We start from the raw sequence: 16,495 nt of genomic DNA, 5'->3' as shown, positions 1-16,495 counted from the left end.
TTCAGACGCGCACGGCCGGATGGAGGCTCTTCGGAACGGGCTGCAGGCTTTTCAAGGGGCTGTGAACGATGAGACATTTCTCGCTGAGAATCCATAGCAGTAATTCACTTTAACTACCTTTGAAGCAGAGCATATCCAATAGTTTTTCCCGCGTCAAGAAATTCTGGGAGCGTTCCCAGAAACCTGACGGTTGTTTAACAAAAAGGTGCATTACGTCATGTCGCGATGGTGAGCTAACGGCCATCGAGCATGGAGTCGCGTCCGTGCGTCAAACCGATCTGGATTGCGTGCCGTCCGATGCCGCGCGCGGCATCATTCGCCGGGAAGACATCACGCTGTTGAGCTATCAGCCGCGTCAGGCTGTGTGACGGGCATGCTGACATGCCGCCGGGCGCGCAGCGTCACTCGCCCGTGATCCCCGTCATTTCGACCGACTCGACGAACCAGCGCTGTAATACGAAGTACATCACCAGCAGCGGCAGGATGTTGAGGAACGTGCCGCTCATCTTCACGGCTTCGTTCAGCCGGTCGAAGATGTTGACGGTGCCGGGCGGGTAAAGGTTCTCGTAGGCCTGCGTGAAGCGCGACAGCTGCATGGGCAGCGTGGTCACACCGCCTTCGAGAAAGATGACGGTGAGAAACGTCTCATTCCAGTACCAGACTGTAGAGAAGATGAACGCGACAATGTACGACGGCAGCGCGGACGGAACGGCGACGGTCAGGAAGATGCGTAGGTCCGACGCCCCGTCAAGGCGGGCGGACTCCTCGAGGACTTTGGGCAGCGAGATAAATCCCTGATAGAAGATCAGGATGAAGATCGCGCTCCGGAACCCCTGCCCCATGACAGCCGGAAGGATGAGCGCAAGCGGGTTGCCGAGCAGCCCCAGATCGCGGTACGCGAGCATTTGCGGGATCACGGTGTTCTGGGGTGGGATGATGAACGTGGCAAGCAGGAACAGGAAGATCAAGCGCTTGCCGCGGAAGCGATACCGCGCCAGCCCATAGCCGATGACCGACGCGACGGCCGTTTGCAGCAGCGACGGGATCACGCTGATCAGAAGCGACGACAGCAGCGTTTGCGAGTAGTTCAGCACCAGAATGGCTTTTTCGTAGTTGCCGAGGAACAGCTCCGTTGGCACCCACTGCACCATCGGGTTGAGCAGGTCGTCGGGGCTTTTGATGCTGGTGATGAACATGAACAGCAGCGGCTGCAGGTAGACGAACCCGATGGCAATCAGCAGTACGTAGAGGGCGAGGCTGAAGATCCAGCCACGGTGCGCACGGTTGCCGAACAGCAGCCCGCTCACGCGCTCGACCACAGGATTTCGGAGGACGTGTTGCATGGCCTCAGCTCCTCTTCGCGCGCTGCATCAAGAACAGATAGACGACCGCCAGCAGCACGATCATCACTGCGAAGTAGATGAACGCCATAGCGCTGGCATAGCCCAGACCGCCTTGAACGCTGTACGTCTGGCTGTAGATGTATTGAATCACCTTGTTCTCGGAGAAGTGCGAAAGGGTGACGATGGTGTACACAGCGTTCACCACGGTCGCCGTCGACAGCGACGGCAGAATGATCTTCCAGAACGTTTCCCAACTCGACGCCCCGTCGATCGCCGCCGCCTCATAAACGCTGCGGTCGATCTTCTGCAGGCTGGCGAGGTAGATCATGATCTGAACGCCCGAGAACCAGAGGATCAGGACGAACGAGGTCAACAGATACTCGACCGGACTACGCAGCGCACGCGGAAGCGTCGCCAAGAAATCGACAACGGCCGGAATGGTGCTGATCCCCGGCGCGGACGCGGCGCCCTGTGCCGTCAGCTCGCGGATGACCGGCCCGCTCGTGATGACGATCGGCAGGAAGAAGATCACGCGGAAAATGCCCTTGAGCTTGAACTTCAGGTTCAAGAACATCGCGATGATCATCGCAAAGATCAGCACGATCGGTACCGAGACGAGAGTCTCGATCGTGTAGCCGATCAGCAGTTCGACGAAGTTGGGGTCGGTGAAGAGGGCGCGGCTGTAGTTTGCCCACTCCACGAAATCCAAATTGATTGCACTAGCTGTTACCGTGACCCTGTTGACGCTGTAGCGCGCGGTCTCGACGAGCGGAATCAGCGTAAAGAACAGAAAGCCTACGACCCAGATCAGGACGAAGCCATAGCCGGTCAGGGCTTCGCGCATGCGCAGGTTGATCTCACGCCGGAGCGGTCTGCGGGCTGTCACGGCACACTCTCCATCAGCACGGCGTCCTTCGGCTCGACGGCAACTGCATCGTGTACGTACGTCTGATCGGTGTAGTTGACGACGATCTGGCGGCCGTTCGCATACGTCGTGACGAAAACGCCGTCGGCCAGCGCCTCATGAGCGACGATCTCCTGACCGATGACCGGCCCGAGCAGCGCATTCATCCACGCATAGGTGTGCCGGATTTGCTCTCCCCACTGCGCATACGACGAGCTGTAGATCCAACTGGACGGCGTATTTAGCATTCTGGCGGTCGGCTCATGGGTGAGAAAGTACGACGGGTAGATGCCGTATTCCACGTGGCGCAGCAGGTCGTCCTGCCGGTTGGATGAGAAGTTCAGCGCCGTGCCATAGTACGGGATCGAGCCGGATAGCACGATGGGCAGGAACGGGACCGATTCCGACGTATAGATATAGGCGTTGTCGCCCAGCGGCATATCGTAGTAGGCCTGCGCCAATCCGAACAAGTAGTCGTTGGGCCTGTAGATGCTCAAGCGCACCGGCGTTTCGACCAACAGCGCCTGATACGCCTCGGCGGTCGACTCGCGGCTGCGAGGCGGGTCTTCCCTGAAGTCGCTGTAAAGCGTCGAGCCGATCGAGTCGAGCGCCAGACCGGCACCGAGGTTCGAGGCGACATCCGCCGAAAGCGCCGTGTAACGCTCGCGAAGGGCGTCGAAACTGAAGAAGTGATTGTAGTACCGGTTATAGCCTTCGATTTCGACGTTGGTGATCGAAATCGCGAGTTCGCTGCGCGCCGAGTACCCCGGCCTACCCCAAAGTGCGACCTGCGGCTCGAGATACAGTGAGAAGTGACCGCCTGCCGCGGCAATCGAATCGGTCAGTGCCCGAAGCTGATCGACAGTCCCGAGACTGCCCTCGAGGGCAAGCGAGAGCGGCGGCATGCTCGTGGCGCCTAGAGGCTGCCAGCCATAATAGATGACCTCCGGGTTCGGGAGCTGCAAGTCGGCCAGAATGTCCCTCATTTGATCGATCGTCGTCATCGTGACAAAGCGATCCCACGCCAGCACTTCCTCGTTGTCGCCGCCGAGGAATTCGAGCTTGATACCGATGTCGGTCGTATCATCGTCGCGCGCGTGGAGGATGTCCCTACCCTGCAGATACTGCCGGTAGCTGTGGGCCATTCCGACGTAGTCGGCATCCTCGCCGGTCAAGAACCGGTAGTGAACGACGATGTCGAACGGATTGGTCTGTCGCTGGATGACGGTCACACCGGCGCCTGACCGGTTGGTCGCCTGAAAGTACGTCTGATTGTAGACAAAGGCGTTGTACGCGAAGTTGAAGTTCGTGATAATTCCGGCTGGGTGCACCTGAAGCTCGCCGTAGCTAGAGCCATCCTCGATGATCGAGACGAATGCGTTCTGCTCGTCATGGGATATCCCGAAGACCGGGTAGGAGATCGGGAGCGGGTTGTTGACCTCCCAGCTCCACGGCTGGTAGGAGGTGATACCGAGGTCTGCGCCGTAGTAGCGGCCGTAGAACATATTGCGGGCCTTGGTCGAATCGGCGAACCGCACCAGACTGCCCGTACCATCCGGCAGCAGGATGTACCCCGGCGTGCTGGCGCCGCGTGTCGCGCCGAGGAACGGATACAGGAAGAGCCGTCCAAGCCGGAAGTCAGGGCTGTCCTCCCGCACGGAGTCGAACGGCACTTCGATGCGCACACCCTCGTCGTCGAGCTGCAAGCGTACTGCGACCGAAATGCCGTAGGCCGTGAATGTGGCCTGGGCGAGTACACCGCGCTCGATCTCCGTGATCTCTAACGTATGCTCGGTGTTGGCAATCGATACGCGTCGGTCGATGGCTTTCGAATCGAGGTATTCGATGCTGAGGCCGCTCTGGGCGAACGCGTGCCACGAGCGATTGAGCCGGTCTTCTTCCTGCAGCTCGTCAATACCTGAATGCCACACGTAGCCGCTGCGCTTATCGAGCAGCTTGAACGCCAGCGTGGCATGATCGAGATGGAGTTCGAACAGGTCGTTTTCGGCCGCCAGTTGATAGCTCGCGGGGATTTCGGACTGTGCCGACGCCGCATGCGGCCAAAGCGCAAACGACAGCATCAGCAGGACGATCCACGACGCTCGCTGCAGGGCCGCGTGCACACGCTGCTGCCTTGAGCGGAAGTGCGAGTTAGGCATGCAGACTGACCTCCTGAACGATGGCCAGAATGAACTCGTAGAGCTGGCTGAACAGGACGTAAAGGATGTATCCGGTCAGCAGGAACATCGCCATCGTAAACAGCGTCCCGAGGATGTTCTTCACCGTTTCAGACGCGGAGTAGTTGTGAATCTCCTTGACCATGATGAACAGCATCACCGCGATCCAAATGCCGACGATCTGCGTCGAAAACGTGTAGATGAAGACTTCGTTCAGTGTCAGCAGGTTGGAGAACAGGAGGATGGGCAAAGCGAACAGCGTATAGGGAAAGAGACTATATGCCGTGCCGTTAACCACGTGGCGGAATCGGCCTTCGCCGTCGCTGATCGTCGCGACGAGGTAGTTGGCGATGGTCCACAGCAGGAGCGGTAGAACCGTGTACGTGATTTCGGACTCGACATCGATTTGCCAGAGCGTCGAATACGGACTGAACACGAACCCGGTCAGGTAGAGTGATAGCACACGTAGGACGACAACCCAAACGTAGATCAGGAACGCGAACAGAAGGCTGCCGCGCAAGTTCTGTTTGATGTAGTAAAAGCTGTCGGCCGGCTGGCGGACGAAGCGAAACGTGAAGACAAAGTCGTCTATCAGGCGGATCTTCTGCGCGCGCCGTCCCAGCCGCCGCAGGGGGTCCAGCCATTTGAAGTTCCGTTCCAATCGGGTGAAGACGCTGAGCGCCACCCATCCCCCGAACAGGATACCGAGCGCGTTGCCCAAGCTCTGCTGCAGCGTCGCGTTCCGCAGTTCCCAAAACGCTTCGGAGTATCCGCCGCGATCCTCGGCGTACCGGTAGTACTCTAGCGCGTTGTCGTAATCCTCCTCTTTGTAGTACGCATCAGCGATGGCCTGATAGGCCATGATGAACAGGCCGTTGTAGGACAGCACGGTCTCAAAATACGGGCGTGCTTCGGTATAGAAGCCATCCATGTACAGGCGCACGCCGTCGTGGACCGTCCGCGCGAAGTCGGTGACCCGGAACTGGACGATGGCGTTTTTGTCCTTGTCCAGTACGAGCAGGGTGTCGCCGGCGCGTTCGATCGCCGAGGGGTTGCTCAACAGGCCGAGGCGCTGGTCGCCGCTGTCCTGCGCCCCGAAGACGAACAGAAGCGTGCCGTTCAGGTCGTATTCGTAGATTTTGCCGCCCGCATCGATCGCGACCAGCAGTCCGTCCGCGCTGACGTGGATGTCGCGGAACGTGAATGAGCCGAACGTCCAGTCGAACAGGTTTCTGCCGGAGACGGTAAACTTGCGGATGCTCTTGCTGCGATCGGTGCCCGCGGTGATCGTATAGACGAGCGATTGATAGTCGATCACCACGTTGGAAGGCGACGCGGCTTCGTTCTTGATGAACTGATCGAGCTGCTCCTTGGTCAAGAACAGGCGCTGCAAGATCATCTTGAGCGACATTTCGGCGGTATTGGCCCCGAAATAGCCGATGAAGCCGCCCTCGGTGTTCAACATGGCTAGACCATCGACCGAACCCTCGCTGACGACATAGATGTTCTTCCGCACATCAACGGCGAGTTTGCGCGGCAGGAACTCGCGGTTGAGGCCGAAAAGCGGTTCGGACGGACGGCCGAATTCGTTCAGCACGTTTCCTTCTGCATCGAGGATGACGACCATGTTTCTGCCGGCATCGGCGATGTAGATCGCCCCGGCCTCGTCCACAAACAAGCCGGTGGGCCGCTGCAGGAGATCCGCCCCGAACTCGTCCACGATCTCGAAATTCGCATCCAGCTTGACGATGCGCCGATTGCCGGTATCGGCAATGTAGAGGAACCCATCCGGCGCGAGGAACATGTCTTCCGGCGCCGACAACGGCAGGTCGACTTCGTCGAGCGGGGTATATGCATCCTGCGTCAGAAACAGCGCGCCGCCGGGACCGAGTGTCGCCGTCGTATACGGCGAGACGGCGAACGCCGGCGATAGCGCCGCAAGCCCGACGACAACGAGGAGAAGCAGCGAAACGCGTTTCATTTCAACCCCGAGTGCGCCATCGTGCTCATCACCTGACTTTGCAGCAGAATGAAGATGACCAGATTGGGCAGGAACATAATCAGGGCGGCGGCCGCGGCGATACCCTGCCCGGCCACCACGTTCGCCCCTGTAGTAGTTGTCGTCAGCGTTCCGAGGTAGAAGGCGAGCGTCCTCAGGCTCTCGTTGTTTACGTACAGGGTGGAGATTTCAGAGTTGTTCCATGCGGCTTGGAAGGTCAGGATGGCGATAGTCGCCAGGGCGGGGCGAATCATCGGCAGGATCACGCGCCAGTAGATCCACCAGTCCGACGCGCCGTCGACCTGTGCCGCCTCGATCACTTCGTCTGGAATGCCGTCGATGAACTGCTTGAGCAGAAATAACCCCACCGGCATCGCCAACACCGGCAGGATGTGTACCCAAAAGGTATTGAGCAAACCGAGTCGTTCGATGACGAGAAAGCGCGGGATCGTCACCGCGATCGGCACAAACATCAGCGCGACGTTGTTGATGGCAAACAGCATCTTCTTAAGTTTGAACCGCTTCTTCGACAAGGCATAAGCGGCAGTGCTGGACACTACGATCGACGCGGCCAGCGTGACAACGGTGATCAGGATGCTGTTGAACAAATACCGGCTGACCGGGATTCCGGCGTTGGTCAGCTTCGAGAACAGGTCCGTGAAGTTCTTGAAGGTGGGATTGACGACGAGAAAGCGCGGCGGGAACGCGAACAACTCGTCCGGCGGCTTGAACGCGTTCGAAATGATGAAGACGATCGGCAGCAGCATGAGGCCCGCTAGCGGCACCAAGAACACGTAGAACTTGATCTGACTGACGTGAAACCCCTGCGGGTTGATGCCGCGGTTTCGTACCCCGCTGTATCGACGTAACCAAGTCATAGTCGCGCCACTCACGTATCACTGGCGAACAGGCGCGTCGCCAGCCGGGTAAAGAACAGCACCATCAACAGCAGAACCACCGAAACGGCGGCCGCATAGCCCATCTCGTAGCGCAGAAATCCGTAGTCCTCGATGTGGTTGACGATCAATTGGCCGGCGTACTGAGGCGTCGGATTGGTGCCGGAGAGCGTGACTCCGATGGCGCCGGCTTGAAAGGTTCCGACAAGCGCCATTACGGCACCGAACAGCATCTGCGGCTTCATCGACGGAATCGTGATGTAGAAGATCTCCTGCAACCGGCTGCTCATGCCGTCAATGGCGGCCGCCTCGTACAGCTCCGGGCTGATCTCGAGGATACCGGCCAGCATCGCCAAAAAGCCGATGCCCATGCTGCTCCAAAGCGTGACGATAATCATGATCGTCATAAGGTGCTGGGGCGACTGCAGCCACTGAATCGGCTCGGTGAGCAAGCCCATACTCATCAAAAAACTGTTCAAATACCCGGTCTGATCTCCGCTAAAGAGCGCCTTCCAAACGACGGCCATTGCGACCGCGGCAGTCATCGACGGCGAGTAGAGGATCACCGCCAGTATCGTCCGGGGAATCTTGGGCAGTTGGGCGAGCATCCAAGCGAGCAGAAACGCAAGCGAGTAGCCGCCGGGCCCGACCAGCACGGCAAACTGGATCGTATTGGGCAGGACGTACTTCATGAATGTGTCGTCCTGCGTCAGGAGGGCGATGTAGTTGCCCAGCCCGACAAAGCGTGGTGTCTGGATGGCGTCGAAGAACGTGAACGAAAGCAGGACTGCAGCGATTACCGGGACGACGATAAACACGATGAAAAGCACAGCGTACCCGGACAGGAACGCGTACGCGCTGCCTTCCTTCTTCAGCCAGTCGCGGATCACGCCCCTACTCTCCATGATTCATCCAGCTCCTGACCGTATCGATCGTCGGTATCTTGAACTCGCGCACCGGCTCGCCGTTCAGCAAGTAGCCGAACTCCTCCATCTTGCGCGCGATCTCGCGGTTGATAACAGTGATCGAGCGATCGATGGCTACACGCGGGTTGTCGCCATCGAACACGATGCGGTTCCAGACGTTGCTCAGCTCGCGTTCCTGCATGTAGCTGCCCGGCAAACGCACCGGCTCTTGCAGCCACTGCCACTGCTCCAGAATTACGGCCTTGTGTTCGGCGGGAATGTCAAGCTGGGCGAACGCCTCCAGATTGGCGGAGAACCACACGTACTCGCGGCCGTAGCTCAAGATCAACTGCTCCTGAAACTCGGTCTGTGTTTCGGTCGACATCCACCACTTCAGAAACTGCCAGCCTTCGTCCGCTTTGTCGGTGTTGGCGAACATGATGCTGGTCTGCGCCGAGCCGGTGGCGTAGCGGTTTTGTGTGCCGTCGGGCAGCACCGTAGCCGGGTATAGATCGATGCCCCACAAGCCGCCGATCTCGGGCGCGGCCGTGGTCAGCTTGTTGTAGCTCTCGGCGTTGGAAATGCCGAGCGGCAGCGTGCCGTAGCGGAAATCTTGATAGAAGCTGACGGTGGTCAGCGGCATGCCGTAGATGGTGAAGCTCTCGGCCATGAATTTGACAGCGGCGACCGCTTCCTCGCTTTGCAGCCCGGTAGCGAACCCGTCCTCGCTGTACAGCTCGGCCCCATAGTTGAACAGGTAGGGCGCGGTGAGCAGGTAGCCTTTTTGCCCTGCGCCGGTAGAGAGCGGCGTGTTGTAGTTCATGCCGTAGCGCTGCAGCTCCGGCAGGATCTCGAGGACTTCGTCCCACGTATCCGGCACCGGAATTCCGAGCGACTCGAGAATGTCGCGGCGATAGAACGTCACCCAGAAGTCTTGCGTCTCGGGGATGGCATACACCGAATCGTTGACGATGTAGCCAAGCAGCGCGCCGGGCGAGTAGATGCTGATGAACGAGTCGAAATCCGGGAATGTGCGCAGGTCATAGAGCGCGTTGCGGATCGCCAGTTCATACGGCTTATCCGTGCTGACGCCCAGCGCCACGTCCGGCTGTATGCCTGCCGCGTTGGCGAGGATCAGCTTCGACTCGTCCGGCATGATCGAGAATTTGACCCGGATTCCGGTGACCGTCGTAAACGACGAATCCGCCATCGTCTGTAGGAGGTTGACGTACTGGCGGGGTCGGTTGACCCACACTTCAAGCTCGTCGTCGGCCGCGCCGATCGACTGATACGGATCGGGCTGGAACGAGTGCGCGAACCGCTTGATCTCCTCGCCGATGTTGGTAGTGAATGCGACACCGGGGGTTTCCGGAGGGGAGTCGGGCGCGTAGACGTAGATCTTGTCCAGCGCGAGCGGTTGATCTTGCAGAAGCGGCAGCAGCGAACCAAGTTGCTGAGCGGCAGAACCGGTACCTTCCGAGAACCTGCCGAGGAGCACTGGCACCTTGTCCGGGTCGGCGGCGAGGAACAGCAAGTTGTCGATCGCCACCTGATACATGAGGACTTCCGGCGAAGCGCCGCTGGGATCGATTGCCAAAAGCGTGTCTTTGTCATCGATCAGCCGCTGGGCAATCGCGTTCAGGCGTGCCTCGATGTCAGGGATGTAGTCGGAGATCACCCATTCCTTAAACGGATCGCGCTGGTTCCCTGTCAGTCGCTTGATCTCCAGCGCAAGCGTGTTGATCGAAAGCAGCGACTCCTGAATCGTCTCGATCGCCGTCAGGTAAGGCGAATTGGTCGCCTCGACGCCCAGTACGTTGACGCCTTCGTGCAGGTAGACCCGGTACGGCGTGCTGCCGCCCAGTGGGATGTTTTCCCAGCCCGCCGAATAGGGAAACGGGACGGCGTTCAGTTCCGCGAACGGCACTTGGCCATTGACCGTGATGCGGCGGAACACCGTGAAGTTGCTGCGGGTGTTCTGCATCGCGCGCAGCGCGATCTCATAGAGGCCGGACGCCGGGACTTGCACCTCGTAGTAGACCGCCGTACCACTGATGTCCCAACTCTCGCCGCCAAGCGTATTGAGCAACAGGCGATACGTATCGTACGGTGTTACGGCAAGGTTGCGATCGCTGACCGGACGCACCGACGTGTCGTTCTTGTAGTTGGGCAGTTCGGCTTCGAGTGTCACCGCAACGCCGGATGCGACCTGTGCCTGATGGGCGGCTAGATACGCGGTGTAGTTCGGGTACGGTCGAAACGGCCGCAGGTAGATGCTGCCCAATACCAGCTCGCCGGTGGACAGCGTGAACTCGAAGCGATGCGTGCCGGCGGACAGGTTCACGCGAATCGGGTACGGATGGCTGAAGTTCACATCACGCGCAGGGGTATTCGTCCAGCGTTCGTCGCGCGCTTGTCGGATGAGCACGTCGTTCCCGTAACGATCGGTGGGAAAGACATCGCTGCTGTTGCGGTAGAAGACGGGAAAGATCACGCGCTGCAGATCTGCGATCGGGAACACCCCATCGATACGCAGCTGACCTTCGGGCCTCCCAGACGACGCAGGTGTGGCGACGTCGAACGCGATCGTGAATTCGCCCGGCTCGGGAACATTGACGTCGAACTGTATTGATTCTCCCGAACGCAGGAAGACGCTCGGCTTGTCATAGCGGTCGGCGATCTCACCCTGAGCCGGCTGCAGGTCGAACGTATCTGCGGCGATCTCGATTGCAGGCTGCGAAGGAGCATCCGCCTGCTGCGCAGACGCGTCGGACACGGCTTGCGAAATGCCGGGGGGTTGAGAGGTCACTTGAGGGCCGGGCGGCTGGGGCGCACACGCTGTCAGAAGGGTCGCAATCAGCGCAAGCGCGGCGACTCTTGTCCACTGAATGCCCGTCCGCGCGCGTTTCACGCCGTTTCGGACAGCCGTGTGACGCTCATGCTTGTGGCGAACGCACCTCATAAGTGCTCTTCAGCAGAAACTATGGTTATTTTACGGTCGTGTCCAGAAGCCGGCCTCACTCGTTCCGGGGTTGCACCGACGTCTGTGTGAATGATCCAACATTTTGCCCATATTGCCACAAGAGGAGGATTTGGCATTCGGCGTCGACCCTCCTCTTGCGGCACCTGCTAGCCTAGTTGTCCAGTTGTGCGCGGGCTTCGTCCATCAGGTTATTGGCGAAGTCCTCTAACTGCGCGGAGTAGTCCTCGTACTTGTAGTTGCCAGACGACAGGTTGGCGAACATGAACCACATATTGACGTCCAGGTTCTCGCCGATGTCGATGCCCGGCTTGCCTTCCCAGCGGGCGTTGATATAACCCGGGACGATCTTCGCCAGCGATTCGACGAGGCTGTTGTCAAGGTTCTCGAGCGCCTGCCGGATGCCCGGCTTGTCGCCTACGAAGGACATATAGAGGTCGATGGTCTCCGAGGTGACGGACACCGGCATCCGGGTCGGCACGCTGCCGGCAGCGGTCGCGATTTCGGCCTCTGCGGCGTACCCCTCGGCAGAGAACGACATCCACTTGGCGAAGTCATACGCAGCGGCCATGTCGGCAGCCGTCGCCGAAACGACGAGGATGTCGGTGACCATCGCCTGATTGCCGCCGGGGATGCCGACGAAGTCCCAGTTGAACGTCGCGTTCTGGCTGAAGCCTTGTACCGCCCAGCCGCCGTCCCACCGCACACCCGCTTCTTGATTGAGGAACAGCTCCCACGGGCCAACCGAGGCAAATGCCGTCTTCTGTTCTTCCGAGAGGCCCTGCCACGTGTGCGATATCAGGTTCAACGACGCATCGACAGCCGCCTTGAAGGCCGTCGAGTTGTAGCTCATGTGCGTCCCGTCATAGCCGAACCACCCCAGTGCGCTGTCCTGCGTGCTCGGATACCAGCCGAGGATCGGCTCCATCTCATCCAAGCCGAGCTGGCCTTGCTGCACGTCGGTCACGGCGGTCACGGCATCGACGAATTCCTCAACCGATACGCCATACTGCGGGGCGTCCAGATTTGCGGCTTCAAACAAGTCCTGATTCACGAAGTACCCCATGATGAACTGCGCGCTGGGCAGCCCCAACACGCGATCGGAGTACGTCACGGCGGATTTCAAGACATCGGGGACGGACGCCCAGTCAGCGTCGTCCGCGACCATCTCGGCCAAGTCTGCCGCCCAGTCGTTCTGGACATAGTACGGCGCATTGTCGGCCATGAAGACATCCGGCAGCTCGCCTCTCGCGGCCAGATTGGTCAGCTTCTCGTCCCAGCGGCCATCGCCGGACATGTCGACGAACTCGATGGTGACGTCGGGATGCGCTGCCACGTAGGCGGCAACCAGTTGGCGCTGGATATTGTTTTCCTCTTCGGTGCCGAGGTTCCAGTTGGCATACCGGATAGTCGTACCCTGCGCGCTCGCAGGCGCGATGATCCCGACCGTCAGCACGAGAAGGAGGCCTATAGTCATGAGTCTGGTCAACGGTTTCATTACTTCATCTCCTATGCAATCGCCTTCGGCAGTGCAATGGCTTGAAACTTCAAATCATCTCTAGGGGGCGGATACATCCTTTCCGGGCGCTGCGCCCATCACGATCTTCACTGCGTGGGTCTTGCCGTCCGCAAATACAGGAAGGAGCGTCGTCGCGGCCGGCTGTCCATCAACCGTCACCGAGGTGATTCCGCGGCTGACATGCTGCGGATTGTCGACCTCAATTGCGTACGTTGCCCCGCGAAACCGGCGCGTGACCTTGAATCCGTCCCACGCCGCCGGGATCGACGGATCGACCAGCAAGCCGTCGGCCTGTGGCCGCACGCCTAGAATCCAGTGGGTCGCCATGCGGTGCAGCCACTGAGACGAGCCCGTGTACCACGTCCACCCGCCGCGCCCGTAGTACTCGGAGAGCGGTCCGTCGATGTTGCCGGGTGTGACGTAGGGTTCCGCCTTATAGGTCTCGATGTCGGCGGCGCGGTTGGGCGGGCAGATGCGGCGGTACGCCTCGTAGGCTAGTTCGGGTTGGCCGGCCAGCGTATAGGCCCACACCGACCACGTCGCCGCGTGCGTGTATACCCCGCCGTTCTCGCGCAGTCCGGGTGCATAGCGCGTAACGTAACCGATGTCAGGCCGGGGCTGAGTAAAGGCCGGAAAGTTGAGCAGTGTGCCATAATCCTTGAGCAGATACGTGGTAACCGACGACATCGCGGTTTGTGCGCGGTCGTCGTCCGCTGCGCCGCTGATGACGGCCCAGATATTCGGCATCAGGAAGATCTTGCCTTCCTCGTTCTCGCGCGAGCCGAGCGTCAGGCCGTCATCAGTGGTGGCCATCAGGTACCACTCGCCGTCCCATCCGTGGCAGTTCAGTGCCGATTTCAAGCTGTCGCGCACGACCGCGCAGCGGCGCGCGAAACGTTCGTCGCCGCGCTGCCGCGCGATCGGGATGAAGTTGCCGAGGATCATGTACAAAAACTCGGCCACCCAGAAGCTCTCGCCCTTCAGTAGCGTCCCGACGGCGCTCAACCCGTCGTTCCAGTCATGATCGCCCATGAGCGGCACGCCGCGCGGCGAGAAGCGCGAGAACGACCGTTCGATGGCCCGCTTGCAGTGATCGTAGATCGGCTCGGCCGGTCCATTCAGATACGGGGCCATCTCATCGAGGATCGAGTTGTCGGCCGTCTCCATCAGATACGAGTGCAAGATGAACGGCAGCCACAGCAGATCGTCCGAGCAGTTGGTGCGCGGTCCGCCGCCGCGAATCGCGAACCACCAGTGATACACATCGCCTTCGACGAACTGGTGCGCCGCGTGCAGCAGGAGCTGTTTGCGGGCGTAGTCCGGCTCGCCGACGAGGAAGATCAGGCTGTCCTGAAGCTGGTCGCGGAACCCATACCCGGCGGAGACCTGATAAAGCGCCGACTTGCCCCACAGGCGGCACGAGATCGACTGATACTTCAGCCAGACGTTGGTCATCAGGTTCAACGCGTCGTCAGGCGTTTCGACGCGCTCGGCGTCGATGAAGCGCGACCACATCGCTCCGACTGCCTCGAGCGCTTCTTCACTTCGCGCGACCGACGTATAGCGCCGGATCAAGTCGCCGGCGTCCTCGCGGCCATCCTCCGCCGCGCCCAGCGTGAAGACCACCGTTTTCGACTCGCCCGGCGCGAGCGCCACCGCCACCTGCAGCGCGGCGATCGCATCGCCGAAACGTCCCGTGCGTCCGGCCAGAGTCGGACGACGCATGGCGTCCGGACGATCGTCATTGTTGAGGAGGCCGAGAAACGACTCTTTGTCGCAGTCGAAGGACTTGAGCGGCTCGCTGGAGGCCATAAACGCGGTATACGGCCAGTCGATGTTGTTGTGCCGGCCCTTGTCGTCGGGAAAACCCCACAGGCACTTGCGCGCGAACACGGCACGCTGACCCGTGTCGGCGCTCGTCTCGATGAACAACTTGTGGAACTCGCGGTGTTCGTCCGGCGCAAAACCGAGAAGCCACTCGGCATACGTCGTCACGTCCAGCTCGCGCGCCTCCCCGCTGAGATTGGTGAGCTTGAGCTGCATGAACTCGACCGGGGCATCCGCGGCCACAAACACGGTGAGGACGCTTTCGATGTCTTCGATCTGCTGGGTAAAGCGCGAATAGCCGATGCCATGCGCGACCTCAAAGCGCTCGAACGGGTGCATCACCGGCTTGAAGGTGGCCGACCAGAAGGTATTGCGCTGGAGGTCGCGGATATAGAGGTACTTGCCCCAGTTGTCCCGAATCAGGTCTTGGAACGACCGCGTAATGCGGTTTTGGCCGGCATTGTTGCGCCAGCTGTACCCCGAGCCTGTCTGCGACACCATCATGGCGTAATCGCCGTTGCTGATGACGTTGCCCCATGGGCGCGGCGTGTACGGCGTCGCGATCACGTACTCACGGCCGTCTTCCGAAAAATACCCGTAACTGCTCTCGAACAGTTTCTTCATTTGATCTCAAAAACCATTTGTGCGGAAAGCGCGCATTTGCGTTTTTTCCGCTTTTGGTTACACTCCCACCCATGAGAGTGAAACGTTTCACTTCGGATAGATGTAACATACTTGATCGGTGCTGTCAACAAATTTGGGTGAGATGCCGGCCTACTGCCAATCGATCGCCGGGCGCCAAACTGGTCGTCCCTACGGGAAACATCAACACCTCCGGCAACTGCCCGCGAGGCCCCGTCCGCCGACAACCAGCCGCCTTTGCGAAATGACGTGGGGAAGGGCGAGTCTTCGATGACCACTATTCGAGATGTGGCAAAACGCGCAGAGGTCAGCGTCACGACCGCTTCGTATGCCCTGAACGACACCGGCAACATTAGCGAAGCCACGCGGAAGCGCGTGCTGGCCGTCGCGGAAGAACTCAACTACCACCCCAACGCGTTCGCGCGGCACTTGAAGCGCCGCAAGACCAACACGATCGGCGTTTTTATTGCGCGGTTCGGCGGCGCGTTCTACGAGGAGATTCTCGAGGGGATTCACGGCTTTACGCTCGAGACGGATTACGAACTGCTCGTCTGCCCGGAAAGCCGCTCGACCCGCCGTATTCTGATGCACCGGCAAGTGGACGGTGCCGTCGTGTTCGACCCCAAGATCACCGACGGCATGATCCTGAAACTGGCGTCAAAACGATTTCCGATCGTGGTACTGGATCGCAATCTGCAAAACGACTTCGTTCTGCCCGTGCTGCTCGACAACGCGCAGGGCGTCCGCGAGGCGTTCGACCACATCTATCGCGACGGCTATCGGAAGCTGGCCTTCGTTACCGGCGCCATGGATTCGTTCGACAACGCAGAGCGCATGGTGACCTTCTTGTCGGAAGCGCAGCAACACGGGCTCGACGTGCCGGTATATGAAGGGAACTTCACGGAAGTGTCGGGCTATGAAGCGGCCGAGGCGATCCTAGAATCCGGCAGCATTCCCGAAGCCGTCTTCTGTGCCAACGATCAGATGGCGATCGGTTTTCTGCGCGCCATGAAGGACCGCGGCCTCACTGCCCCGGATGATATCGCGGTCGTTGGGTTCGACGACATCCCCCTGTCGCGCTACTTCCAGCCGGCGATCTCGACCATCGGGACATCCCGATTCGAGTGGGGCGCGACGGCTATCCGGCGGCTGATCGACTTCCTCGAACACGGTACGCCGTTCGAACCGCATCGTATTGCGACACGGTTTGTGGCACGGCAGTCGTCCACGCGGGCAGTCCATGCACGAGACCTGCCATGACAAAGGACGTCCGAACCACGCCCGGCAGACTGGCGGTTTAGGT

10 protein-coding genes are annotated in these 16,495 nt (G+C 60.0%); 1 reads left to right on the top strand and 9 read right to left on the bottom strand.

Annotated features, from left to right (window positions below; all coding sequences use genetic code 11):
- Positions 1 to 401: 401 nt before the first annotated feature.
- From IPM16_00650 to IPM16_00610, 9 genes are all read right to left on the bottom strand, one after another.
- Positions 402 to 1,343 carry a carbohydrate ABC transporter permease gene (locus tag IPM16_00650; protein ID MBK9121617.1) on the bottom strand — a complete coding sequence of 314 codons (942 nt, stop codon included), beginning with the start codon at positions 1,341 to 1,343 and terminating at the stop codon, positions 402 to 404.
- Positions 1,344 to 1,347: 4 nt separating this feature from the next.
- Entirely contained in the window at positions 1,348 to 2,187 is an 840-nt protein-coding gene (locus IPM16_00645; protein ID MBK9121616.1) for a sugar ABC transporter permease, read from the bottom strand.
- Positions 2,188 to 2,225: 38 nt separating this feature from the next.
- Positions 2,226 to 4,328 (bottom strand): hypothetical protein, encoded by a 2,103-nt coding sequence (locus IPM16_00640; protein ID MBK9121615.1) that lies wholly within the window; start codon positions 4,326 to 4,328, stop codon positions 2,226 to 2,228.
- A gap of 70 nt (positions 4,329 to 4,398) precedes the next feature.
- On the bottom strand, positions 4,399 to 6,405 hold the full coding sequence (locus IPM16_00635) for a YIP1 family protein (protein ID MBK9121614.1): 2,007 nt from the start codon (positions 6,403 to 6,405) through the stop codon (positions 4,399 to 4,401).
- Positions 6,402 to 7,301: a carbohydrate ABC transporter permease gene (locus IPM16_00630; GenBank protein ID MBK9121613.1), complete on the bottom strand. Its 900-nt coding sequence runs from the start codon at positions 7,299 to 7,301 to the stop codon at positions 6,402 to 6,404. The genes IPM16_00635 and IPM16_00630 overlap by 4 nt, the downstream gene beginning before the upstream one ends.
- An 11-nt stretch (positions 7,302 to 7,312) precedes the next feature.
- Entirely contained in the window at positions 7,313 to 8,224 is a 912-nt protein-coding gene (locus IPM16_00625; protein ID MBK9121612.1) for a sugar ABC transporter permease, read from the bottom strand.
- A complete protein-coding gene (locus IPM16_00620) occupies positions 8,214 to 11,186 on the bottom strand; it encodes an extracellular solute-binding protein (GenBank protein MBK9121611.1) in 2,973 nt (990 codons plus the stop codon). Before IPM16_00620 ends, IPM16_00625 begins: the two co-directional genes overlap by 11 nt.
- A gap of 172 nt (positions 11,187 to 11,358) precedes the next feature.
- Complete coding sequence (locus tag IPM16_00615) at positions 11,359 to 12,702, bottom strand: extracellular solute-binding protein (protein MBK9121610.1); 1,344 nt, start codon at positions 12,700 to 12,702, stop codon at positions 11,359 to 11,361.
- 60 nt (positions 12,703 to 12,762) lie between these two features.
- The gene (locus IPM16_00610) at positions 12,763 to 15,174 is read right to left on the bottom strand and encodes a glycosyl transferase family 36 (protein ID MBK9121609.1); all 2,412 of its coding nucleotides are present in this window, start codon (positions 15,172 to 15,174) and stop codon (positions 12,763 to 12,765) included.
- Positions 15,175 to 15,462: 288 nt separating this feature from the next.
- On the opposite strand from IPM16_00610, the gene IPM16_00605 reads away from it, so the two are divergent.
- The gene (locus tag IPM16_00605; protein MBK9121608.1) at positions 15,463 to 16,452 is read left to right on the top strand and encodes a LacI family DNA-binding transcriptional regulator; all 990 of its coding nucleotides are present in this window, start codon (positions 15,463 to 15,465) and stop codon (positions 16,450 to 16,452) included.
- The last annotated feature ends 43 nt before the right edge of the window (positions 16,453 to 16,495 follow it).

The sequence above is a fragment of the Candidatus Flexicrinis affinis genome (genome assembly GCA_016716525.1).
Taxonomy (GTDB): Bacteria; Chloroflexota; Anaerolineae; order Aggregatilineales; family Phototrophicaceae; genus Flexicrinis; species Flexicrinis affinis.
The sequence above is the reverse complement of the archived record's forward strand: the minus strand, read 5'-3'. Positions and strand labels throughout refer to the sequence as shown.